Below are 22,788 nucleotides of genomic sequence, written 5' to 3' on the forward strand. Positions count from 1 at the left end.
GGAGCGCTGCAACGCCGCCGCGGCGTCCTTTTACTCCCTGATCCCCACGATCATCCCTCACCCGCGGCGAGGCTCCGCAGACGGCGAAGCTGCGCAGCGCGTTCCGCCGCGAGGGCGGCGGCGGGGTCCAGGCCGTCCGCTACTCGCGCGAGCAATGCGTGGGTCTCAGCGCCGGCACCGGGCGGCGGGGCCAGGAGGGCGGAGACGAGGGCATCGACCTCGGCGTCCAGTTCCGCAACGGGAACCGCACGCAGTGCGAGACCGCATGCCACCGCCTCGTCCGCTCCGACCCGCCGCCCGGTGAGGCATATCTCCACGGCGCGGGCGTAGCCCACGGCGTGGACCAGTGGGTGGGTGCCGCCGAGGTCCGGGACGATCCCCAAGGTGGCCTCCGCCATGCAGAACTGCACGTCGTCGGCAACAACCCGCAGGTCACAGGCCAGCGCGAGCTGGAATCCAGCTCCGATCGCGTGGCCCTGTACCGCCGCAACGGTGACCCGTGCGGGGTGACGCAGCCACGAGAAGCCGGCCTGGAAACCGGCGATGACGGCATCGGCGTCTCCGTCGGGCAGCTCCGCGATGCCGGCGATGCCGGGCATCCCATCGACTTCGCGTGCCCAGAAGAAGCGCCTGTCGAGACCGGCTGAGAAAGCCCGTCCTTCACCCCGCACGACTACTGCCCGAACCTCATCGGAAAGGGCTTCGCCGATCGTGCGCAACGCTTCCCACGTTGCCGGCGTCTGTGCGTTCAGCGCCTCAGGGCGCGAAAGCCAGATCGTTGCCCGGGGGCCGTCCACGTCGAGCGCCACTCCGCCGCGCTCGAGAAGGCCGGGGTCCACCGCCGCTGTCGTCATGCGGGCAGGCTAGCCCGCGGCAGTCTTACTTCTTCTTGGTGCGCGTCGCCCCGCCACGACCCCGCAAGGACACGCCCGTCTCGCTGAGGACCCGGTGAACGAATCCGTAGGACCGCCCGGTCTGCTCAGCGAGCGCTCGGATGCTGGCGCCCTTCTCGTACTTCTTCTTGAGATCGGTGGCGAGTTTGTCACGCTGGGTGCCGGTGATACGTGCACCCTTCTTCAGGTCGGCCACGGCCGTTTCCTCCTCTGTCCGCCGCAGTACTTCCGCGCGCGGCTCGTTACCGGCCCCCCGGTGCGCGCAATGATCGCTTACCGAAAGACCTGTAACCAGGAGATCCACTCGATGATCGGTGAACGGTTGCGCCGAACGGACCACGCGGACGGGTGATCATTGACGCACCCCTGTGACCTCCCGGCCACTCCCTCGCCACCTGATTGTCGCCGAGGGTGAGCCCACTCAGGTTCTTTTCCGACCCATGGATTACAGCCGGTGAACACGAGGTGCCGAATAACTTTGTCCGATCGGGTGGTCGCCCGAAGAGTGGCAAATCGCCCGATCAGGCCAACTGAACGAGTTCGAGATAGTCGGCCGACCAGAGGTCCTCGGTGCCGTCGGGCAGCACGATGACCTTGTCGGGGTGCAGCGCCTCGACCGCGCCGGGGTCGTGGGTGACCAGAACGACGGCCCCCGCGAAGCGCCGGAGCGCGTCGAGAACCTGTTCGCGGCTCGCCGGGTCGAGGTTGTTGGTGGGCTCGTCGAGCAGAAGGACGTTGGCAGCGCTCGAGACGAGCCCGGCCAGTGCGAGGCGCGTCTTCTCCCCGCCCGAGAGCGTGCCGGCGGGCTGCGAGAGCTGGTCGCCGGAGAACATGAACGACCCGAGCAACGTCCGCAGCTGCTGTTCCGGGGTGTCCGGCGAGGCGTGCCGGACGTTCTCCCAGACCGTGGCGTCGAGATCGAGAGTGTCGTGCTCCTGCGCGTAGTAGCCGGTGCGCAGCCCGTGGCCGGGCACGACCCGGCCGGCGTCGGGCATCTCGGTGCCGGCGAGCAGCCGCAGCAGCGTGGTCTTCCCGGCGCCGTTGAGCCCCAGCACCACGACCTTCGTGCCGCGGTCCACGGCGAGGTCGACGCCGGTGAACACCTCCAGCGAGCCGAACGCCTTGCTCAGCCCCTCCGCGGTGAGCGGGGTGCGCCCGCACGGCGACGGGTCGGGGAAGCGGATCTTCGCGACGCGGTCGGCACGCCGCTCGGGCTCGAGGCCTGCGAGCAGCTGGTCGGCCCGGCGCGCCATGTTCTTCGCGGCGACGGCCTTCGTGGCCTTCGCGCCCATCTTCGCCGCCTGCGTGTGCAGCACGGCAGCCTTCTTCTCCGCGTTGGCGCGCTCGCGGCGGCGGCGCTTCTCGTCGGTGGAGCGCGCCTCCTGGTAGCGGCGCCAGTCCATGTTGTAGACGTCGACCTCGCCGCGCGTGGCGTCGAGGAACCACACCTTGTTGACCACCGCGGCCAGCAGCTCGGTGTCGTGGCTGATCACGACGAGACCGCCGTCGTGGGCGGAGAGGAAGGACCGCAGCCAGGTGATCGAGTCGGCGTCGAGGTGGTTGGTGGGTTCGTCGAGCAGCAGCGTGGTGGCGCTGGGCGCTCCCCCGCCGCCACCGTCGGAGGCGGCGAAGAGGATGCGGGCCAGTTCGACGCGGCGGCGCTGACCGCCGGAGAGGGTGGCGACCTGCTGGTGGAGCACGCGGTCGGGCAGGCCCAGGTGGGCGCAGATCCGGGCGGCCTCGCTCTCGGCGGCGTACCCGCCGAGCGCCGAGAAACGCTCCTCGATCCGGCCGTACTCGCGTACCGCCCGCTCGTTCTGGGCGCCGTCGACCAGCTCGGCCATCGCGGTCTGGGCCTTCTCCATCTCGCGCAGCATCTCGTCGAGGCCGCGCGCGGACAGCACGCGATCCTTCGCCGTGATGGTCAGGTCGCCCTCGCGAGGGTCCTGGGGCAGGTAGCCGACGGGGCTGTTGGAACCGACGCTGCCGGCGTACGGCTCGCCCTCGCCTGCCAGCACGCGCATCGAGGTGGTCTTGCCGGCGCCGTTGCGCCCGACGAGCCCGATGCGATCGCCCGGCTGTACGCGCAGGGTGGCCCCGGACAGCAGGATCCGGGACCCGGCGCGCAGTTCCAGGTCAGTGGCGGTGATCAAAGAAGAACTCCAGAAGGTCCGGCAGTACAGACGAGTGCCCGGGGAGCTGCTCGCCGCTACACGGTCCGGATCACGGCATCCAGACTACCGACCCGGGCTAGCGGATTCTGGAAGTAGGGTGCCGCACATGACCGATCTCACCGACCTGTCCGGCCGAGCAGCCCTCATCACCGGCGCGAGCCGCGGCATCGGGTTCGCCATCGCCGGCGAGCTGCTCTCCCGCGGCGCGTCCGTGACGATCACGGCCCGCAAGCCCGACGAGCTCGCCGCCGCGGGCGAGAAGCTGGTCGCCGACTTCGCAGGTGGCGACGCGTCGCGCGTGCTGACGGTGGCGGGCAACGCCGGCTCGGCGGAGGCCCGCGAGGAGGCCGTCACCCGCACCGTCGAGACGTTCGGCAACCTCGGGATCCTCATCAACAACACCGGAATCAACCCGATCTACGGCTTCCTCATGGACGCCGACCTCGACGCCGTCCGCAAGATCTTCGACACCAACGTCGTCGCGGCGCTGGCGTTCGTGCAGCTGGCCTACAAGGCGTGGATGGGCGAGCACGGTGGCGCCGTGGTCAACCTCGCGTCCACCGCCGGGCTGCGTTCCACGGGTGTGATCCCGATCTACGGCGCGTCCAAGGCGGCCCTGATCCGTCTCACCGAGGAGCTCGCCTGGCAGCTCGGGCCCGGCATCCGCGTCAACGCCGTGGCGCCATCGGTGGTGAAGACGAAGTTCGCCAGCATGCTGTACGCCGAGGGCGAGGAGAAGGCCAGCGAGCCCTTCCCCATGAAGCGGCTCGGCGAGCCTGAGGACGTGGCCTCGCTCGTCGCCTTCCTGGTGTCCGACGCGGCGTCCTGGATCACCGGCGAGATCGTGCGGATCGACGGCGGGATCCTCGCCACCGGCTCGCGGGGCCCGGCCTGATCGCGCACGTTGTCCGCCGCCGCTAGAGCACAGCGGCGTCGGTCCAGAGCCGGGCCGAGCGGCCGGTCAGCACGTCGAGCAGCGCCGTGGCCTGTCCGTCGGTGAGCGAGGCGACGTAGTCCACCACCGCGCGGCCACGCGCCAGCCGCTCCACGTCGGCGGCGGGTGCCAACGCGGCGAACTCACCGCGGGCCAGCTCGACGAGGTCGCGCAGGCGCGGGGGCTTGCGGGTTTCGCTGTCGTCCTCGGCGAGCCAGTCGTGCAGCGCCGCGACGAGGCCTGCCAGCACTGTGGCCTGCCCGCGCTGGTGCGAGGCGAGATCGGCGCGCTGCAGCACGAACCGGTGGTGCACGAACTTGAGCACCGCCACCTCGTGCCACTGCTCGGTGGCCAGCGCGACGTGCGCGGAACGGACCGGCGGATCGGTGAGCACCCGCACCCCGCCCACGAGCCGTGCGGTCCACCGCGCGGAGAACTCGGCGACGGCCCGTTCCGCGGCCATCGACCCGTCGAACGACGAGGCCAGCAGCCCGTCCGCGAGCTCCGTGCGGACGCGCTCGACGGCCGCGGCGAACGCCTCCGCGTCGTAGGCCCATCCGTCCTTGTTCTCGAGCCTGCGCCGAAGCCGCTCGAGCGCAGCCCCGGGGCGGTCGCCGCCGACCGCCGAGCCGGCCTGCTGCCAGCCGCGCAGCTCGGCGGCCACCCCGGCCTGCTGGAGCACGCCGACACGGTGGAAGTCCTCGAGGTCGTGAATGGCGTAGGCGATGTCGTCGGCGAGGTCCATCACGGCCGCTTCCACGGTCTGCTGCCACGGCCCGATGGCCCCGAACGCGCTGCGGCCGGCCCGCAGGTCGTCCAACTCGGTGGAGTAGGCCGAGAACTTCGCCGATCCGGCGTCCGGAGCGCCCGGCAGCGGGCCCCCACCGCGCGGCGGGAGCGCCGCCGCGCTCGGATGCGGATCGGGATGGCCCCGCCTCGCCCACGGGTACTTCAGCACCGCGGCCCGGACGGCGGCGGTCAGGTCCAGGCCCGTGCCGCCGGGGCCGTGCAGGTCGATCGTGGTGACGATCCGGAAGCTCTGTGCATTGCCCTCGAACCCGTCGGGCAGCCCGAGCTGCTCACGTCCGAGCCGGTCGAGCACCTGCTCCCCGAGATGCCCGAACGGAGGGTGGCCCAGGTCGTGGGCCAGCGCCGCGGCCTCGACGACGTCGGCGTCGAGGCCGCCCAGGCGGTCGAGCACGGCGGCCGTGGCGGCGTCGGCGGTCAGTCGCTCGGCGATCGCACGCCCCACCTGGGCCACCTGCAGGCTGTGGGTGAGCCGGTTGTGCACGAGCAACCCCGACCCCGTGGGGCTCACCACCTGGGTCACCCCGGCCAGCCTGGCGAAGAACGGCGAGGCCACGATCCGGTCCCGGTCCACGCGGAAGGGGCTACGGGCGAGAGCAGCACCCGTCTCGGAGACCAGCGAGCGCCGGGCCGCCCGCGCGGCGTGATCGGGCCCGGCCCGTTCCGGCGCTTCCTGACGTGCCGCCGGTCCCACTCCCAGGTCGCCCGCCACCCCCAGATCGGTCATCGCAGCAGGCTAATCGCCGCGTGCGGCACGACCTGCGGACGGGAACGGGCGAGTCGCCGGGTGGGGCGGTAGAACGAGTCCGTGCTCAGAGCGGACGTTCTCGTGGTCGGCGGCGGCCCTGCGGGCCGGTCGCTGGCTGCCGAGACCGCTGAGCGCGGGCTGCGCACGCTGCTGGTCGACCCGACTCCGGACGCCCCGTGGCGGGTCACCTACGGATGCTGGGTCCGCGAGCTGCCCGCGACGCTGCCCCCGTCGGCGGTGGCCGCGGTGGTGCGCGGCCGCGCCATCGCGCTCTCGCCGCACGATCTGGGCTGGGACTACGCCGTTCTGGACGTCGCCGGGCTCCGCGCGCACCTGGACTCCCGCCTCGGGCGCTCCGGAGCCACCGTCCTGGCCGGCCGCGCTGTCGGTGTGGTGGTGCCCGGGACGGTCGCGCTGGCGGACGGCTCCCGGATCGAGGCCGGGATCGTCGTGGACGCCGGTGGCCGGCGCCAGCCGCTGCGCTCGGAATCCACTCACCGGCGTCCCGCCGCGGAACAGACGGCGTACGGCGTGGTGGTCGACGAGTCGCAGGCGGCCGGCCTCGTCGCCACAGGCACCGCGCTGTTCATGGACTGGCGCCGCGACCACGGTGAGGACGGCTGGCCGACGTTCCTCTACGCCGTGCCGCTCGGCCGCGGCTCGGTGCTGCTCGAGGAGACGTCGCTGGCACGTCGTCCCGGGCTTCCGCTGCCGGTGCTGAAGCGCAGGCTCCTCGCGCGGCTGGCCAGCCACGGGATCACACCGCAGTCCACCGCACCGGTCGAGCGGGTGGTCTTCCCCATCGACTCCCCACTGCACCGGACGCCCGGCGTGCTCGGCTTCGGCGCGGCGGCCCCGCTCGTGCACCCGGCGAGCGGGTTCAACCTCGCCGCGACGCTCGGCCTCGCGCCTGCGGTGGCCGACGCGGTGGCCACTCACCTCCCGGCGGGCCCCCACGCCGCGCTGGCCGCTGCCGACGCGACCATCTGGCCCGCGGCGGCACGCGCGGTGCACCGCCTGCGCCGTGTCGGGCTCGAGGCGCTGCTGCGCATGCCCCCCGACGAGGTCCCTGCCTTCTTCGAGGTGTTCCTCGGCCTGCCCGAGCGCCACCGTTGGGCCTACCTCACCGGGCGCCAGGACCTGCGCGGGATGGCGGCCACGATGAACGCGCTCTTCGCTCGCGCGGGCTGGCGGCTGCGCCGGCGGCTCGTCGGGCCCGCGCTGCGCCCGCCCGCACCCCCCGTGATCGACGAGGTGACCACGATCGGGTGATCCCACCGCTTGCCGGAGCCACCCGCTACCGCCGGTAACCTCCAGGCCGACGTTCCCCCGAGCCGGAGGCCTCCATGTCCGCCTACCGCACCATCGTCGTCGGCACCGACGGATCCGCCACCTCCTTCGCGGCCGTGGACCGCGCCGCCGCCGTCGCGGGCGACACCGACGCCGAGCTCGTGATCGTGTGCGCCTACACCCCGACCGGACGGGACGACACCGCCGAGGCCGAGGACGTCCTCAAGGACGAGGCCTTCCTCGTCCGCGGCTGGACTCCGGCCGAGGAGACGCTGCGCTCCGCCGAGGACCGGGCACTCGCCGCCGGCGCCGGCAGGGTCCGCACGGTCGCCGCCGACGGCCCGCCCGTGGAGGTGCTCCGCAAGGCCGTCGCCGACGCGAACGCCGACCTGCTCGTCGTCGGCAACCGCGGACTCAACACGTTGAGCGGGCGGCTGCTCGGCTCCGTCCCGTCCGACGCCGCGCGCCGCGCGGGAGTGGACGTGCTGATCGTCCACACGACCTGACGTGGGCACGGCCGAGCGCCCGCTCGACGAGGCGATCGAGGAGATCGTGCTGGGAGCACCCCGGCGCTACACGCGGCTGCAGATGAGTGAGGTGGCCGGCCTCGACCTCGACGAGGGACGCAGGCTGTGGCGCTCGCTGGGCTTCGCCGAGGTGGCCGACGACGCCGTGCTGTTCACCGAACACGACATCGAGGCCGTTCGCCTGATGACCGGCCTCACCGAGGCCGGTGTGCTCGAACTCGACGTGCGCGAGGCGGTCGCCCGGGCCGTGGCACAGCAGATGTCACGCCTCGCGGAGTGGCAGGTCGGCATGGTGAAACGGCTCATCGAGAGCCGATCGGAGGACGTCACGGCGCAGCAGGCGCTCGAGACCACGGCCGCGGTGCTCCCCGCGCTGGAGTCGCTGCAGACCTACGTCTGGCGCCGGCACCTCGCGGCCACCGTCCACCGCTCGCTGGCGACCTCGGGCGCTCAGGAGGAGGCCCCCGACACCTGGTCTCTGGTCGTCGGCTTCGCCGACATGGTGGGCTTCACCCGCACGACGCGGCGCCGCAGCAGCGCGGAGCTCGGCGAGATGATCGAACGCTTCGGCTCCACCACCACCGAGGTGATCGCCGACGGACGCGGCCGGATCGTCAAGACGGTCGGGGACGAGGTGCTGTTCGTCGCCGACGAGATCGCCGAGGGGGCGGCGATAGCGCTGGGCCTGCGCGACCGCGTGCGCAGCGAGCCCCTGCTCCCCCGGCTGCGGATCGGGCTGGCCGCCGGGCCCGTCCTCGTGCGGTACGGGGACGTCTACGGCGAGGTCGTCAACATCGCGTCCCGGCTCACCACGCACGCCGACCCGGACTCCGTGCTCGTCGACCGGACGGTCGCCCAGAACCTCGCGGACGACCCCCGGTTCACGCTGCGCGCGCTGCGGCCCCTCGCCGTTCGCGGGTACCGGAACCTGCATCCATGGCTGATCGAGAACTCCGCTTGACCCTGGGTTGGGGGCAGCGTCCAGGATGGCTGCCATGACCACCACCGGCGCGGCGACGTCGACGCTGACCTCGTATCTCGACAGGATCGGTGAGCCCGGCGCTCGCGATGCCGACCTCCCTGCCCTGCGGCGCATCGTCGCTGCGCACGCGGGGTCGATCGCGTTCGAGAACCTCGACCCGTTCACACGCCGGGACGTGCGGCTCGACCAGGAGAGCCTCTCCGCGAAGCTCGTCCATGGTGGACGAGGTGGCTGGTGCTTCGAGCAGAACCTCCTCCTGCGCGGCGCCCTCGACGCGCTGGGCTACCGCACCACGGGCCTCGCGGCGCGCGTGCTGTGGGGACGCCCGGCCGATGCGCCCGCTACGCCGCGGAGCCACATGCTGCTGCACATCGACCTGCCGGAGGGGCCGCACGTGGTCGACGTCGGCTTCGGAGCTCTGACGCTCACCGGGGTGCTGGCGCTCGAGCCCGAGATCGAGCAGGCCAGCCCGCACGAGCCGTTCCGCCTGTGGCCCGACGGCGGCGGGTTCGTGATGCAAGCGCTGGTCGCAGGTGAGTGGCGACCCCTCTACCGGTTCGATCTCACCGAGCAGTACCTCGCCGACTACGAGGTGACGAACTGGTATCTCGGGCACCACCCGGCGTCGCACTTCCTCGCCACGCCCATGGCGGCGCGCCCCGACACCGCCCGGCGCTACGCGCTGAACGGCACCACCCTCACCGTGCACCACCTCGGCGGCCCGAGCGAGCGCCGTGTCCTGCAGACCCCGGCCGAGATATGCGCCGTACTGGAGGAGCACTTCCTGATCGACCTGTCCGGGTTGCCCGACCTCGACGGAGCGCTCGCCCGGCTCTTCTGAGCAACCCCGCCGATCGCGCGGGCAGCCACGCCCGGATGGCCATTCGGGCAACGTGATTGCCTGCCGAGATGCCCGGATGATTCCTGCCCGCCCGGCAGCCTGCCCCTAGTGTCACCGAGAGGAGGGTGTTGATCACTCCTCGCGAAGGAGGCCCCGTGCGCCGTTACGAGTCGACTGCGGGGCGCGACATCGACCAGGCCGGGACGTCCCACCCCGCTCGTCCGTTCGCCCCAGCCCGGCCCAGCGGGGTCCCGGCCGCATTTCTGACCTTGCAGCGCAGCGCAGGGAATGCAGCCGTCGTCGCCTTCCTCCAGGCGAGCCGAGCAGAGGAACCGGTCGAGGAACCGACGGTGCAGCGCTCGGGCGTCCTCGACGTACTGCACTCCTCGGGACGGCCGCTCGACACCCCGGTGCGGCGCGACATGGAAGCCCGCCTCGACGCGGACTTCCGCTCCGTCCGCATCCACACCGGACCCGCGGCCGGCCGATCCGCCGCCGCGATCGGCGCACAGGCCTACACCTCCGGCGAGCACGTCGTACTGGGCCCCGGGGCCGACGACCGCCACACCCTCGCCCACGAACTGACCCACGTCATCCAGCAACGACGAGGACCGGTCGCAGGAACCGTCCGCGGTGACGGGCTGAGGATCAGCGACCCGAGCGACCAAGACGAACGAGCCGCCGAGGCGAACGCCCACCGAGCGCTGCGGCGCCCACCCACCGAGCTCGGACAGAGCGCATCCGAGACTCCGCATGCCCGATCCGGGCCCGCGCCGGACCAGCTCACGGTGCAGCGCAAGGTCGGAATCGAGATCGAGACCGGGTGGTACGTCGACACGGCGGACAAGCCGCTGATCGGCAAGACGAAGCCCGGCAAGCCGCTGAAGAAGTACGACGCCGTCGGGGAACCGTTCGACGGCTTCAAGGTCACCGCCGACACCGCACCCAACAAGCGGTCCGAGATCGAGTTCGTGGTCGACCCGCCGGTGGAGGAGGGCGCCGACGGCAAGCAGCGCCTCGACACCGTGATGAAGAAACTCACCGACATCGGCAAGGGTATGGAGCAGGCCGGGAAAGGGGCGGAGCACTTCACGCAGGACAAGGCCACGAACCGGAAGCCGGACAAGAACTTCGTGATCACCCCGAGAGGGTCGCTCGACGGAAGCCCCCAGGTCACCCTCGGTCTGGCGCTCGGCGCGATCACGCGGATGGCCCCGCCCCCGCCGCCGGCCCCCGCAGCCGGACAGCAGCCTGCGCCTCAACCACCCCAGGACAGGCCCGCACCTGAGGCGATGAAGCCGGGTACGTCGTATCTCGCAGGACAGGCCCGCCGCGTGACGGGCAAGGGTGCCATTCCGACGCCCAGCGACGACCTCAGAGGCCTGATCGCTGTGATCTCGAGCTACATCATCAAGGGCTCGGTCACCGCCCAGCAGCTCGCCTACCCGAAGCAGATCGCCAACGTCCTCATGGCGCGCACCGACTTCGCCAAGCTGTTCCAGCTCCTGCCGGCAGCCGAACGGACGATCCTCGAGGCCGACAAGCAACTCTGGGTCGATCTGGTCGTCGATGCCGCAACAGCGGGCAAGTTGAGCGGCGGCACCATCGACCCGAACAAGAACGTCATCGCGGCGGGCACCAAACGCACGGACGTCCGGGACCTGACGATCAAGGACTGGTTGACCGCCATCGCCGAGAACGACGACAAGCTGAACAGCGTTTTCGCCCCCACCAACATGGGGGCGTTGAAGGACAGGACCGAGCAGGTCGGGCCGGACAACGCACGCCAGGAGGCCGGGATCTTCGAGTTCCGCGCCTCCCAGATGACGAAGCTTCCGCTCGACAAGTGGAAGGAGTTCGCCCTCATGGCGCACGACTACGTCACCCGTCTGCACGGAGGCTGACCTCGTCGGGAGCTGCGGACCGGGCGGTGCGACGCCCGCTATGTGAGTTCCTCGGTCACGATGCGGCAGCGGCCCGGGGGCACGGCGTTTAGCATGGCCGTCGTGCGGCTGGTCGACACGGAGGTCGACCGCCTGATCCGGCGCGCCGATGCCGACCCGTTCCAGAGGTCGGCACACCGCCGCCGTCCTCTGACCATCTGCACTGCGAGGTCCACACGTGAACCACGGCAACCAGGGCACGACGTCGCTCGCGGGCGGCACGACGGATCCGGTGACCGTCGAGCAGCCCGCCGTCCGTGCCCCCGACGACCGCTACAGCGGCACGGGGTTCGACGTCGCGCTCCTGCTCCTGCGCCTCATCCTGGCCACGACGATCGGCGCGCACGGGCTCATCAAGGTGTTCGGTTTCCTCGGCGGGCCTGGGCTCGGCAGCTTCGCCAAGGTCCTCCACGGCTACGGCTTCACCCGCGGGATCGCCCTGTTGTCCTGGGTCACCGGGCTGACCGAGGTCGGCGCGAGCGTGATGCTGGTGCTGGGCCTGGTCACCCCGCTGGCGGCCGCCGGGGTGCTCGGGGTCCAGCTGAGCGTGGTCTGGGCCAAGCACAGCGGCGGCTTCTTCGAGGGCACGGGAACGGGCTTCGAGTTCGAGCTCACCCTCGTCGTGATCGCACTGGTGCTGCTGCTCGCCGGCTCCGGCCGCCTGTCCCTGGACGCGAGAACCCCGTGGGGCAGGAGTCCGCTGTCCTTCGGACTGGCGGGGCTGCTCGTCGCGATCCTCGCCTCGATAGTGATCAACGTGGCGTTCTGACGGGCCCGGCGGACACCGCGACCGCCGCAGTCGTACCTGTCGCGGCTGAGATCCCCCCGGCAACAGCGACGGTCCAGGTTTTGGACCCGCGGCGACCGGGCAAGCGCTGGTGATGGTTTCGTCAGCACCTGAGGCATGACTGCCGACGCAGCGGTGTACCGCGGGCCGCGTGGCCGCCGCGGTGGACCCCGCTGCCCGGCCACGCTCGAACGTGTCCCACCTGCCACTCCCCACGCTCGGGCGACGCCAGGACGAGGCCCCTCTGCTGAAACGTGCACCCGAACTGCACGAGCCACATCACGAGGAGGAACACTGGTGAGCGATCCCACTTCGAGGTTCACGACCACTGATGCCGGCATCCCGGCCGAGAGCGACGAACATTCACTCACCGTCGGACCGGGTGGTCCGATCCTGCTGCAGGACAGCTATCTGATCGAGCAGATGGCGCAGTTCAACCGCGAGCGGATACCTGAGCGGCAGCCTCACGCGAAGGGCAGCGGCGCGTTCGGCCGGTTCGAGGTCACGAACGACGTCAGCGCCTACACCAAGGCCGCGCTGTTCCAGCCGGGACAGAAGACCGAGATGGCCGCGCGGTTCTCGACCGTGGCCGGGGAGCGCGGCAGCCCCGACACCTGGCGCGACCCCCGCGGCTTCGCGCTGAAGTTCTACACGGCCGAGGGCAACTACGACATGGTCGGCAACAACACGCCGGTCTTCTTCGTCAAGGACCCGATGAAGTTCCAGCACTTCATCCGCTCCCAGAAGCGCCGTGCCGACAACAACCTCCGCGACCACGACATGCAGTGGGACTTCTGGACCCTCTCGCCGGAGTCCGCGCACCAGGTGACCTGGCTGATGGGTGACCGGGGGATCCCGCGCACGTGGCGTCACATGAACGGCTACACCTCGCACACCTACATGTGGATCAACGAGGCCGGCGAGGAGTTCTGGGTCAAGTACACGTTCAAGACCGAGCAGGGCGTGGAGTTCTTCACCCAGGACGAGGCCGATCAGATGGCGGCCGCCGACACCGACTACCACACGCGGGACCTGTTCGAGCACATCCGGGACGGCGAGCACCCGAGCTGGACGCTGTACGTGCAGATCATGCCGTACGGCGACGCGCCGGGTTACCGCTTCAACCCCTTCGACCTCACCAAGGTCTGGCCGCACGGCGACTACCCGCTGATCGAGGTCGGCCGGATGACGCTGGACCGCAACCCGACGGACAACCACACCGAGATCGAGCAGCTCGCGTTCCAGCCGAACAACCTCGTACCCGGCATCGGGCCGAGCCCGGACCGGATGCTGCTGGCGCGGCTCTTCTCCTACGCCGACGCCCACCGGCACCGCCTCGGCGCCAACTACCAGCAGATCCCGGTGAACGCGCCGACCTCACCGGTGCACTCGTACAGCAAGGACGGTGCGATGCGCATGGTGAAGGTCGCGGATCCGGTGTACGCACCGAACTCGAAGGGCGGCCCGGCGGCCGACATGTCGAGGGTCGGGAAGATACCGAGCTGGCACACCGACGGGGACATCACCCGCGCCGCCTACGTCGACCACACGGAGGACGACGACTGGGGGCAGGCCGGCACGCTCGTGCGCGAGGTGTTGGACGATGCCGCCCGCGAGCGCCTCGTCGACAACGTCGTGGGGCATCTGCTCAACGGCGTCACCGAGCCCGTACTGGAGCGGGCGTTCGACTACTGGCGCAACGTCGACAAGGGCATCGGCGAGCGGATCGAGGCCGGGGTGCGCGCCAAGGCCGACGAGACGGACCCGAAGGCCGAGAAGCAGGGCAACCGCGCTCGTAGCTCGATGCAGGCCAAGGCATAGAACAGCCCGCAGGCCACCTCGTCCAGTGCACGTACGGCCGAGGACCCCTTCGTTCAACAGCCGGCGGGGCGGGCGACGCAGTGATCGCGTCGCCCGCCCCGCCGGTGTTGTCGGGTCGTCAGGCGCTGATCCGGTCGTCGACCGGGTCCGGGTCGGCGATCGGATACGGCAGGTCACCGGGCAGCAGGAACTGCGGGACCTGCGCGAACCGCCAGCCGCTGCCGTGGCGGGTGAAGGTCCACACGACATCGAAGCGGTCGCTGGGCCAGTGCTCGGGCGGAGCCGGGCTCACCTCGCCCAGGTTCTCGATGATCTTGTGGAGGGATTCGTGCTTCCACGACACCAGGGCGGCACCGGGGCGGGCCCGAAGCTCGCCGGCGAGTGCTGCCTCGTCACCGACGGCGTAGCGCTGGACGACGTCCAGGCCGAGCCGGGCGGCGAGCGGCGTCACCGTCTGCGCCGATCGTTTGCTGTGGCCCTCCCGATGCGCCGGGCCGTACACCGTGTCCGGCCGGTACAACCCCGACGGCGGTTCTCCCCGGGCGGGGGCGAACAGCCCGACCAACGCCCCTGCCCGGAGCCACCCGTTCACGGTCAGGGAGTGCTTGTCGAACTCCCCCTCCGGTGAGACGCCCTTCGGATTGCCCGAACGGCCGGGCTTCTCCGCGTGCCGAATGATCATGATCACCTGCTCGGCCTCGACAGGCTCGTCCAGCAGCCACACGTTGCTCGTAGCGGACATCATCCGAGCACCCCCGAGACCGCAACCTCCGCCGCTTCCGGAGCCGGATGCGACGGGGCCTCGTCGAGCACGCCACCCCGGCGCAGGTGCACCGTGCGGGTGGCCAGCCGGGTCAGCGCCGGCTGGTGAGTGGTCATCATGACCGTCCGGCCCTCGACCAGCCGCGTCAGTGCCTGCACCACGACCTCCTCGGCCACCACGTCCAGCCCCGCCGTGGGTTCGTCCAGCAGCACCACAGGCGAGTCGACCAGCAGCGCGCGGGCGATGCCGACACGCTGGCGCTGCCCGCCGGACAGCCCGACCCCGCCTGCGGAGATCACGGTGTTCAGCCCGTCGGGGAGCCGGTCGGCGAACTCGGTGACCAGCGCGGCCTCGGCCACCCGGGCCACCTCCTCGTCCGTGGCGTCCGGCCGGCCGTAGCGCAGGTTGTCGGCCAGCGTTCCGGAGAACAGGAAGGTGTCCTGCAGGACCATCGCCACCTGCTGGTGCAGCCAGTGCTCGGGCACGTTCGGCACCGACAGGCCGTCGAGCAGCACCTTGCCCTCGGTGGGCCGGTACAGCCCGCCGATCAACGACATCACGGTGGACTTGCCCGCGCCGTTGTCCCCCAGCAACGCGACCCGCTGACCCGCCTCGATCTTCAGATCCAGGCCGCACAGCACCGGGCCCCGTCCGTAGTCCAGACCCACGCCACGCAACTCGATCTCGCCGGCGACGCGGGCGGGCAGCCCCTGGGCCGACCCCACGTGCGCACGAGGCTCGTCGAGGATCGCGCCGATCCGCTCGGCCGACGCGGCAGCCTGGGTGAAGCTCGGCATCAGCTTGGCCAGCGACTTCATCGGCTTGAGGATGTTCTGCAGGTAGCTCGTGACCACCACCAGCAAGCCGACCGACCACCAGTTCTGCAAGGCGCCGTATCCGCCCACGAACAGCAGTACCGCGGTGCCGATCGCCGCCACCGACTCCAGCGCCGGGGTGAACCGGGCGCTCAGGTCCACACCGCGCAGCCCGATGCTGAGCACCTTGTCGTTCGTCGAACCGAAACGCCGGTCCTCCACCGCCTGGCTGCCGAACGCGTGCACAGTGCGAATACCCTGCAGCGACTCGGTGACAAAACCGGTCAAATCACCCACCGCTGCACGACGCTGGCGGGAGTTCACCCGGGTCAGGCGCGCATAACGAACCGCGGTGAGAAACACCAGCGGGGCCGCGCACAACGTGATCAGGCCGAGCCGCCAATCCACCGAAACCAGCACCACAGCGGTTCCGAGCAGCGCAAGGATTCCGGGCACCAGCGTGGAGAACAGGTCCGTCAAGCTGCCCTCGATACGCTCGGTATCGGTCACGACCCGACTGGTCAGCTCGCCGATCGAATTGCGATCATGATAATCCTGCGGGAGCCGCTCCACATAACCGAACACGTCCGAACGGATGCGCGAACTGATCCGCTCGCCCGCACCGTTCATGAACAGGTCGCCCAGGTAATCGAACACGCCGGACGCCACCGTGATCAGCAGAACGGCGACCGCGGCCACTCCGAGCATGGCAATCGCCGACCCGCCGAACCACTGGGCCACGCCGTGCAACGGCCCGCCGTGGTTCTCCCCTCTGAGCAGGTCGTCGATGACCAGGGCCAACGGCCACGGCGTGGCCAGGTCGGCGGCCAGTTCCAGCCCCCGCATCCCCACGCCGGTCAACAACCACCGCAGTTCCGGCTTCCCGTAGCTGCGGAACCTCCACAGCTGACGCAACGTCCCGATACTCTCCGGCGACCGCTTGTCCACGGTGCGCACCCAGCCGGGAATCGATTCGCCCTGCCCGCGATCTGGCAACTCTCCGGCTGCCGCCGCCTCCACACTCATTGATTCACCACCAAGATCCGGCAACGGCGCCGCGCCATCTCCCCCACTTCGGACACAGCCGCCACTGCCACTCCCCTCATCGGCCTAGTCACATGTCACTATTCGGACCGCAAGCGCATGGCCCAACTGATCAAGAACAGCAACATTAACGTTTCCTGAACGCCAGGTAGGCGCGCGCTAATTCATCATCTGCGAAGTCTGTGACATACCCCATACAGGGGTTGAATCCGCGCAAGATCTCAATCCGGCCGCAGATCCGCACAATCACGGTTGCCGATCTTCGCAGGAGCCGCGGCGAGATGGGGCCGAATGCCGAGCTGGTACGGGCTCGATCTCAGGTCTTGGGGGCGTGGTCCGGATCGTCGATCGGATAGGGCAGATCACCGGGCAGGAGCAGCTGCGGCACCTGCGCGAACCGCCAGCCGCCGCCGGTGCGGGCGAAGACCCAGACCACGTCGAATCGGTCGCCCGGCCAGTTCGCCGGTGGAGCCGGAGTGACCTCGCCCAGGTGGCCTGCGATCTCGGGAATGGCCTCGTGGTGCCAGGACACCACCGTGGCGCCGGGGCGCGCGGTCAACTCCTTGGTCAGCCGCGCCTCCTCGCCCTCGGCATATCGGTTGATCACGTCGAGCCCGAGCCGGGCGGCCAGCGGGGTGACCGTCTGGACGGATCGTTTGCTCTGGCCGCGCCCGAAGCCCGAGCCGTAGATCGTGTCCGGGCGGAGCAGGCCGGCAGGTGGTTCCCCGCGGGACGGGGCGAACAGGCCGACCAGCGCACCGGCTCGGATCCATCCGTCCACGGTGAGAGAGTGCTTGTCGGCTTCCCCGTCCGGGGTGATGCCGCGCGGGCCATCGCCATGGCCCGGCTTCTCCGCATGCCGGATGACCATGATCACGTGCTCGTCCGGGGAACTGCCGCTCGTCATGCGGGCGTCCCTGTCACGAGTGCAGCGAGCGGTCGCGTGGGCCGCTCGTCGAGCACGCCGCCCCGGCGCAGGTACACGGTGCGGGTGGCCAGCCTCGTCAACGCCGGCTGGTGGGTCGTCATGATGACCGTGCGGCCCTCGGCCAGGCGGGTCAGTGCCTGCACCACCAGCTCCTCGGCGTTGACGTCCAGGCCCACGGTGGGTTCGTCGAGCAGCACCACCGGCGAGTCGACGAGCAGCGCCCGAGCGATACCGACACGCTGGCGCTGCCCACCCGACAAGCCGATCCCGCCCGCGGAGATCACCGTGTTCAGCCCGTCCGGCAGCCGGTCGACGAACTCGCTGACCAGAGCGGCTTCGGCCACTCGGGCCACCTCCTCGTCGTCGGCGTCGGGCCTGCCGTAGCGCAGGTTGTCCGCCAGGGTCCCGGAGAACAGGAACGTATCTTGCAGGACCATCGCCACCTGCTGGTGCAACCAGTGCTCCGGCACGTCGGGCACCGACAGTCCGTCGAGCAGCACCCGCCCCGACGTGGGCCGGTACAGCCCGCCGATCAGCGACAGCGTGGTCGACTTCCCGGCGCCGTTGTCGCCCAGCAACGCGATCCGCTCGCCCGCGCGGATCCGCAGGTCCAGCCCGGTCAGCACCGGGCCACGCCCGTAGTCCAGGCCCACCCCGCACAGCTCGATCTCACCGCTCACCCGGCGAGGCAGCCCGCGGGCGGGCCCGAGGTGCTCGCGGGGCTGGTCCAGGATCGCCCCGATCCGCTCCGCCGACGCGGCCGCCTGGGTGAAGCTCGGCAGCAGCTTGGCCAACGACTTCATCGGCTTGAGGATGTTCTGCAAGTAGTTGGTGACCACCACCAGCAGCCCGACCGACCACCAGTTCTGCAGCACTCCGTACCCACCCACGAACAACAGCACAGCGGTGCCGATGGCCGCCACCGACTCCAGCGAAGGTGTGAACCGGGCGCTCAGATCCACCCCGCGCAGCCCGATGCTCAGCACGCGGCTGTTGGTCGACCCGAAGCGGTGGTCCTCCAGATCCTGGCTGCCGAACGCGTGCACGGTGCGGATGCCTTGGAGCGACTCGGTGACGAAACCGGTCAGCTCACCCACCGCCGCCCGCCGTTTGCGTGAGTTCACCCTGGTCAGGCGGGCATAGCGCACGGCGGTCATGAAGACCAGCGGCGCCGCGCACAACGTGATCAGCCCGAGCCGCCAGTCCACCGACACCAGGACCACGGCGGTGCCCAGGAGCGCGAGGATCCCCGGCACGAGCGTGGAGAACAGGTCCGTCAGGCTGCCCTCGATCCGATCCGTGTCGGTGACCACGCGGCTCGTCAGCTCGCCGATGGCGTGCCGGTCGTGATAGCTCTGCGGCAGTCGCTCCACGTAACCGAACACGTCCGAGCGGATGCGCGAGCTGATCCGCTGCCCCGCCCCGTTCATGATCCGGTCGCCGAGATAGTCGAACACGCCGGACGCCACGGTGATCAGCAGAACGGAAACCGCGGCCACGCCGAGCACGGCCAGGGCCGACCCACCGAACCAGTCCGCCACCCGGTGAAGCGCGCCGCCCTTCTGCTCACCCCGCAGCAGGTCGTCGATCACGAGCGCCAACGGCCAGGGAGCGGCGAGATCGGCGACCAGCTCACAACCGCGCATCACCACCCCGACCAGCAACGACCGCAACTCGGCCTGCCCGTAGGCGCGGAACCGCCACAGCTGACGCAGCGTCCCGGCGTTCGACGGCACATGATCGGCGACGGCCACCGCTCCGGCCGCCATGGATCCGGCCGTCGTGTCCGCAGGCCCCGACGCCTGGGCCTCGGCGCTCATCCGCCCACCGCCGCGTGCCGGCAATGGCGCCGCGCCTTGTCGTCGTCGTCGGGCATGGCGTCGCTCCTCTATCAGAGTCGATGAATACGCGCTCAGCGCAGGCCCGCACGATTCGGCGAGCCAATGATTTCAGGGAAGCAAGTTCGGAAAAATGCCCCGGCGGCTACGAAATGGACACCGGATGCTGCGGCCGACAATGTGTGCGATGTGTCAGATCAGCACGATCGACCGATCTCGGGGGATCGAGGGAGCGTCCGTCGCACAGGAGGCGGTCGAGCCGGGGCGGCAGAGGGCCTGCACCCGCTCCGTCACACAGCGAAGCTGGCTGACCCCACTGACCAGCACATCCAGCGCGGCGGCAGGTTCAGGCGCCCGTCGACTGACGGTCCGGCCGGGCCGGCGGAGAGCATCATCGGAGCCCGGGAAGCAGCACCCGACAGCCGACGGCCTATCACGGTGATCACCTTCGAATGAATTCCCGGCACGAACCGAGGTCGGCTACCGTGCCCCTCGAGAGCGATCCCTCCACTCATCGACCTCCCCCTTGTCCACGATTGCATGGCAGCTACACGAGTCATGCTGAAGGAATCCTCAGCCTAGAAGATTCATTCACAACGTAACTGTGATCTACCCCACGCGGAAAGATCGTCAAAAACAACGAACGGCACTTCCGTCCGGATCTACCGGACGAAAGTGCCGTTCGTTGTGTGCTGCGGTGGCGTCAGACGCGAAAGCCCAGTGCCCTGAGCTGCTCGCGGCCGTCCTCGGTGATCTTGTCGGGGCCCCACGGCGGCATCCAGACCCAGTTGATCTTGATGTCGTCGACCAGGCCTGCGGTGCCGGTGAGCGCGGCCCTGGCCTGCTCCTCGATGACGTCGGTCAGCGGGCAGGCCGCTGACGTGAGCGTCATGTCGATGGTGGCGACGCCGCCCGCGCTCTGGATGCCGTAGACCAGACCGAGATCGACGACGTTGATGCCCAGCTCGGGGTCGACCACGTCGCGCATCGCCTCCTCGAGGTCCTCGATCGAGGGCTCCTCAGCGCGCTGTGCCGGCGGCTCGGGCATGCCCGCCGCGCCCCGCACCACGTCGTCGGCGGTCTCACTCATGACTGTGCCTCCTCCGTCTTGCGGGCATCATCGCGCGTTTTGCTCTGGCCGTCATGCGCGGTGCGGACGACGGCGTCCTTGAACGCCATCCATCCGAGCAACGCGCACTTCACGCGGGCCGGGTAGCGGGCCACACCCGCGAAGGCCACACCGTCGCCGAGAACGTCCTCGTCGGGCTCCACCTGCCCACGGCCCTGCGCCATCTCCTGGAACGCCGTGAGCACCTTCATCGAGTCCTCGACCGAGCGGCCGACGACGAGGTCGGTGAGCACCGACGCCGACGCCTGGCTGATCGAGCAGCCGAGCGTCTCGTAGGAGACGTCCGCGACCGTGTCGCCGTCGAGCTTCACGCGCAGCGTGATCTCGTCGCCGCAGGTGGGGTTGATCTGGAACGACTCGGCGTCGAACGGTTCGCGCAGGCCGGCGCCGTGTGGCGACCGGTAGTGATCCAGGATGATCTCCTGGTACATCTGTTCCAGCTGCATATGTGTCAGCTCACTCCGAAGAAGTCACGCGCGGCCCGCACGCCCTCGACCAGAGCGGTGACCTCGTCCGGTGTGTTGTACACGTGGAACGAGGCGCGCACGGTGGCGGCCACCCCGAAGCGACGGTGCAGCGGCCACGCGCAGTGGTGGCCCACCCGCACGGCGACGCCCCGGTCGTCGAGTACCTGGCCGACGTCGTGCGCGTGCACGCCCTCGACGACGAACGCGACGGCACCACCGCGGTCGGTGAGGTCGGTGGGCCCGACGATCCGGACACCGGGCACCTGCGACAAGCCGTCGATGGTCTGCTGCACCAGCGCCATCTCGTGGGCGTGGATCGCGTCCATGCCGATCGCGTTCACGTAGTCGACAGCCGCCCCGAGGCCCACGGCCTGCGACGTCATCGGCACGCCGGCCTCGAACCGCTGCGGCGGCGGGGCGTAGGTGGTGTGCTCCATCCGCACGAGCTCGATCATCGACCCGCCCGTGAGGAACGGCGGCATCGCGTCGAGCAACTCCGCACGCCCGTAGAGCACGCCGATGCCGGACGGCCCGAGCATCTTGTGACCCGAGAACACCGCGAAGTCGACGCCGAGCTCGCCGAGGTTCACCGGCATGTGCGGCACCGACTGGCAGGCGTCGAGCAGCACCAGGGCGCCCACCTCGCGGGCGCGGCGCACCAGCTCCGCCACCGGCAGCACGGTACCCAGCACGTTGGACTGGTGCGCGAACGCCACGACCTTCGTGCGCTCGGTGAGCTCGATCGAGTCGAGATCCACGCGCCCGGTATCGGTGATCGAGTACCACCGCAGCGTGGCGCCGGTGCGCCGGCACAGCTCCTGCCAGGGCACCAGGTTGGCGTGGTGCTCCAGCTCGGTGATCACGATCTCGTCGCCCGGCCCGAGTGCGAAGCGCTCCGACTCCGGCCCGAGGCCGGTGCCGATGCTCGAGTTGCTCATCGCGTACGCCACGAGGTTGATGCCCTCGGTGGCGTTCTTGGTGAACACGAGCTCGCCCGCCGTGGCGCCGATGAGCGCGGCGATCCGCGCCCGCGCCGACTCGTAGGCGTCGGTGGCCTCCTCGGCGAGCTGGTGCGCGCCACGGTGCACAGCGGCGTTGTGCTGCTCCAGGAACGCCCGCTCGGCATCGAGCACCTGGCGCGGGCGCTGCGACGTGGCGCCCGAGTCCAGGTAGACCAGCGGGCGGCCGTCGCGGACGGTGCGGGCGAGTATCGGGAAGTCCGCCCGCAGCTTCTGGACGTCGACGCCCTCGACCGTGGTCATCAGACCGTGGCCTCAGCCACCGCCGTGTCGGCGGCCGACCCGGTGAACCGCACGTAGCCGGTCTTCTCCAGCTCATCGGCGAGCTCGGGGCCACCGGACTCGACGATGCGCCCGCCTGCGAAGACGTGCACCACGTCGGGCGTGATGTGCTGCAGGATCCGCGTGTAGTGCGTGATCAGCAGTACGCCGGTGTCGCCACCCTCCCGGTAGCGGTTGACCCCCTCGGACACGACGCGCAGTGCGTCGACGTCCAGGCCGGAGTCGGTCTCGTCGAGCACCGCGAACTTCGGCTTGAGCAGCGCGAGCTGCAGCACCTCGTGGCGCTTCTTCTCGCCGCCGGAGAAGCCCTCGTTGACGTTGCGCTCCGCGAAGTCCGGGTCGATGTCGAGGTCGCTCATCGCGCTCTTGACCTCCTTGACCCAGGTGCGCAGCTTCGGCGACTCACCGCGGATGGCGGTGGCTGCCGCGCGCAGGAAGTTGGCCGTCGAGACGCCGGGGACCTCGACCGGGTACTGCATGGCGAGGAACAGGCCCGCGCGGGCGCGCTCGTCGACGGTCATGCCGAGGACGTCCTGGCCGTCGAGGAGGACCTCACCGGAGGTGACCTCGTACTTCGGGTGCCCCGCGATCGCGTAGGCGAGCGTCGACTTGCCGGAGCCGTTGGGGCCCATGATGGCGTGCGTCTCGCCGGCGCGGATCGTGAGGTCGACGCCCTTCAGGATCTCCTTGGGGCCGTCCTCGGTTGCGACCGAGACGTGCAGGTCCTTGATCTCCAAGGTGGACATTGGTGTCAGT

The 22,788-nt window shown here is 70.3% G+C and carries 20 protein-coding genes; 8 read left to right on the forward strand and 12 right to left on the reverse strand.

The genetic code is table 11. The annotated features are described in order from the left end of the window. Positions 1-50 precede the first annotated feature (50 nt). The 3 genes from ACQPZQ_RS24845 to ACQPZQ_RS24855 all read right to left on the reverse strand — a co-directional run bounded on the left by ACQPZQ_RS24845 (position 51) and on the right by ACQPZQ_RS24855 (position 3,046). Positions 51-854, reverse strand: a complete 804-nt coding sequence (locus ACQPZQ_RS24845; RefSeq protein ID WP_433284487.1) for an enoyl-CoA hydratase/isomerase family protein — start codon at positions 852-854, stop codon at positions 51-53. A 25-nt stretch (positions 855-879) separates the two neighbouring features. Next, the gene (locus tag ACQPZQ_RS24850; protein WP_075942968.1) at positions 880-1,089 is read right to left on the reverse strand and encodes a helix-turn-helix domain-containing protein; all 210 of its coding nucleotides are present in this window, start codon (positions 1,087-1,089) and stop codon (positions 880-882) included. Between the two features lie 325 nt (positions 1,090-1,414). Further along, on the reverse strand, positions 1,415-3,046 hold the full coding sequence (locus ACQPZQ_RS24855) for an ABC-F family ATP-binding cassette domain-containing protein (RefSeq protein WP_433284489.1): 1,632 nt from the start codon (positions 3,044-3,046) through the stop codon (positions 1,415-1,417). A gap of 127 nt (positions 3,047-3,173) precedes the next feature. On the opposite strand from ACQPZQ_RS24855, the gene ACQPZQ_RS24860 reads away from it, so the two are divergent. Further along, positions 3,174-3,962, forward strand: a complete 789-nt coding sequence (locus ACQPZQ_RS24860) for an SDR family oxidoreductase (RefSeq protein ID WP_433284491.1) — start codon at positions 3,174-3,176, stop codon at positions 3,960-3,962. Between the two features lie 22 nt (positions 3,963-3,984). On the opposite strand, the gene ACQPZQ_RS24865 is transcribed toward ACQPZQ_RS24860, so the two are convergent. Then, on the reverse strand, positions 3,985-5,535 hold the full coding sequence (locus ACQPZQ_RS24865) for a deoxyguanosinetriphosphate triphosphohydrolase family protein (protein ID WP_433284493.1): 1,551 nt from the start codon (positions 5,533-5,535) through the stop codon (positions 3,985-3,987). Between the two features lie 81 nt (positions 5,536-5,616). Between ACQPZQ_RS24865 and ACQPZQ_RS24870 the strand changes: the two genes are divergently transcribed. From ACQPZQ_RS24870 to ACQPZQ_RS24900, 7 genes are all read left to right on the forward strand, one after another. Then, positions 5,617-6,828: a lycopene cyclase family protein gene (locus tag ACQPZQ_RS24870; RefSeq protein ID WP_433284495.1), complete on the forward strand. Its 1,212-nt coding sequence runs from the start codon at positions 5,617-5,619 to the stop codon at positions 6,826-6,828. 74 nt (positions 6,829-6,902) lie between these two features. Further along, positions 6,903-7,352: a universal stress protein gene (locus ACQPZQ_RS24875; RefSeq protein ID WP_433284497.1), complete on the forward strand. Its 450-nt coding sequence runs from the start codon at positions 6,903-6,905 to the stop codon at positions 7,350-7,352. A gap of 1 nt (position 7,353) precedes the next feature. After that, positions 7,354-8,334, forward strand: coding sequence for an adenylate/guanylate cyclase domain-containing protein (locus ACQPZQ_RS24880; RefSeq protein ID WP_433284499.1), 981 nt, complete (start codon positions 7,354-7,356; stop codon positions 8,332-8,334). A gap of 34 nt (positions 8,335-8,368) precedes the next feature. Continuing rightward, the gene (locus ACQPZQ_RS24885; RefSeq protein WP_433284500.1) at positions 8,369-9,196 is read left to right on the forward strand and encodes an arylamine N-acetyltransferase family protein; all 828 of its coding nucleotides are present in this window, start codon (positions 8,369-8,371) and stop codon (positions 9,194-9,196) included. Between the two features lie 155 nt (positions 9,197-9,351). Next, positions 9,352-11,100 (forward strand): eCIS core domain-containing protein, encoded by a 1,749-nt coding sequence (locus ACQPZQ_RS24890; RefSeq protein ID WP_433284502.1) that lies wholly within the window; start codon positions 9,352-9,354, stop codon positions 11,098-11,100. 217 nt (positions 11,101-11,317) lie between these two features. Beyond that, positions 11,318-11,908, forward strand: coding sequence for a DoxX family membrane protein (locus tag ACQPZQ_RS24895; protein ID WP_433284504.1), 591 nt, complete (start codon positions 11,318-11,320; stop codon positions 11,906-11,908). A 315-nt stretch (positions 11,909-12,223) separates the two neighbouring features. After that, positions 12,224-13,747 (forward strand): catalase, encoded by a 1,524-nt coding sequence (locus tag ACQPZQ_RS24900; protein ID WP_433284505.1) that lies wholly within the window; start codon positions 12,224-12,226, stop codon positions 13,745-13,747. Positions 13,748-13,865: 118 nt separating this feature from the next. Here the strand turns inward: ACQPZQ_RS24900 and ACQPZQ_RS24905 are convergent, their stop codons facing one another. The 8 genes from ACQPZQ_RS24905 to sufC form a co-directional block, all read right to left on the reverse strand. After that, the gene (locus ACQPZQ_RS24905) at positions 13,866-14,492 is read right to left on the reverse strand and encodes a hypothetical protein (protein ID WP_433284506.1); all 627 of its coding nucleotides are present in this window, start codon (positions 14,490-14,492) and stop codon (positions 13,866-13,868) included. Then, positions 14,489-16,351, reverse strand: coding sequence for an ABC transporter ATP-binding protein (locus tag ACQPZQ_RS24910; RefSeq protein WP_433284507.1), 1,863 nt, complete (start codon positions 16,349-16,351; stop codon positions 14,489-14,491). Before ACQPZQ_RS24910 ends, ACQPZQ_RS24905 begins: the two co-directional genes overlap by 4 nt. 334 nt (positions 16,352-16,685) lie before the next feature. Continuing rightward, positions 16,686-17,276: a hypothetical protein gene (locus ACQPZQ_RS24915; protein WP_433284509.1), complete on the reverse strand. Its 591-nt coding sequence runs from the start codon at positions 17,274-17,276 to the stop codon at positions 16,686-16,688. Next, on the reverse strand, positions 17,273-19,117 hold the full coding sequence (locus tag ACQPZQ_RS24920) for an ABC transporter ATP-binding protein (protein ID WP_433284511.1): 1,845 nt from the start codon (positions 19,115-19,117) through the stop codon (positions 17,273-17,275). Before ACQPZQ_RS24920 ends, ACQPZQ_RS24915 begins: the two co-directional genes overlap by 4 nt. 721 nt (positions 19,118-19,838) lie before the next feature. Continuing rightward, on the reverse strand, positions 19,839-20,225 hold the full coding sequence (locus tag ACQPZQ_RS24925; RefSeq protein ID WP_241038231.1) for a metal-sulfur cluster assembly factor: 387 nt from the start codon (positions 20,223-20,225) through the stop codon (positions 19,839-19,841). Next, positions 20,222-20,710 carry a Fe-S cluster assembly sulfur transfer protein SufU gene (gene sufU / locus ACQPZQ_RS24930; protein WP_433284513.1) on the reverse strand — a complete coding sequence of 163 codons (489 nt, stop codon included), beginning with the start codon at positions 20,708-20,710 and terminating at the stop codon, positions 20,222-20,224. Before sufU ends, ACQPZQ_RS24925 begins: the two co-directional genes overlap by 4 nt. 5 nt (positions 20,711-20,715) lie before the next feature. Beyond that, the gene (locus ACQPZQ_RS24935; RefSeq protein ID WP_433284515.1) at positions 20,716-21,993 is read right to left on the reverse strand and encodes a cysteine desulfurase; all 1,278 of its coding nucleotides are present in this window, start codon (positions 21,991-21,993) and stop codon (positions 20,716-20,718) included. Continuing rightward, a complete protein-coding gene (gene sufC / locus ACQPZQ_RS24940; protein ID WP_433284517.1) occupies positions 21,993-22,778 on the reverse strand; it encodes a Fe-S cluster assembly ATPase SufC in 786 nt (261 codons plus the stop codon). Before sufC ends, ACQPZQ_RS24935 begins: the two co-directional genes overlap by 1 nt. Positions 22,779-22,788: the final 10 nt, after the last annotated feature.

The organism is Pseudonocardia sp. CA-142604 (assembly GCF_050948475.1).
GTDB classification, from domain to species: Bacteria; Actinomycetota; Actinomycetes; order Mycobacteriales; family Pseudonocardiaceae; genus Pseudonocardia; species Pseudonocardia alaniniphila.

Excerpts from the sequence above, each read along its gene's own strand:
- ACQPZQ_RS24925 (WP_241038231.1), bottom strand. The coding sequence starts at position 20,225 with ATGAGTGAGACCGCCGACGACGTGGTGCGGGGCGCGGCGGGCATGCCC.
- ACQPZQ_RS24875 (WP_433284497.1), top strand. The coding sequence starts at position 6,903 with ATGTCCGCCTACCGCACCATCGTCGTCGGCACCGACGGATCCGCCACC.
- ACQPZQ_RS24865 (WP_433284493.1), bottom strand. The coding sequence starts at position 5,535 with ATGACCGATCTGGGGGTGGCGGGCGACCTGGGAGTGGGACCGGCGGCA.
- sufC (WP_433284517.1), bottom strand. The coding sequence starts at position 22,778 with ATGTCCACCTTGGAGATCAAGGACCTGCACGTCTCGGTCGCAACCGAG.
- ACQPZQ_RS24915 (WP_433284509.1), bottom strand. The coding sequence starts at position 17,276 with ATGACGAGCGGCAGTTCCCCGGACGAGCACGTGATCATGGTCATCCGG.
- ACQPZQ_RS24910 (WP_433284507.1), bottom strand. The coding sequence starts at position 16,351 with ATGAGTGTGGAGGCGGCGGCAGCCGGAGAGTTGCCAGATCGCGGGCAG.
- ACQPZQ_RS24885 (WP_433284500.1), top strand. The coding sequence starts at position 8,369 with ATGACCACCACCGGCGCGGCGACGTCGACGCTGACCTCGTATCTCGAC.
- ACQPZQ_RS24920 (WP_433284511.1), bottom strand. The coding sequence starts at position 19,117 with ATGAGCGCCGAGGCCCAGGCGTCGGGGCCTGCGGACACGACGGCCGGA.
- ACQPZQ_RS24860 (WP_433284491.1), top strand. The coding sequence starts at position 3,174 with ATGACCGATCTCACCGACCTGTCCGGCCGAGCAGCCCTCATCACCGGC.
- ACQPZQ_RS24845 (WP_433284487.1), bottom strand. The coding sequence starts at position 854 with ATGACGACAGCGGCGGTGGACCCCGGCCTTCTCGAGCGCGGCGGAGTG.
- sufU (WP_433284513.1), bottom strand. The coding sequence starts at position 20,710 with ATGCAGCTGGAACAGATGTACCAGGAGATCATCCTGGATCACTACCGG.
- ACQPZQ_RS24905 (WP_433284506.1), bottom strand. The coding sequence starts at position 14,492 with ATGATGTCCGCTACGAGCAACGTGTGGCTGCTGGACGAGCCTGTCGAG.
- ACQPZQ_RS24935 (WP_433284515.1), bottom strand. The coding sequence starts at position 21,993 with ATGACCACGGTCGAGGGCGTCGACGTCCAGAAGCTGCGGGCGGACTTC.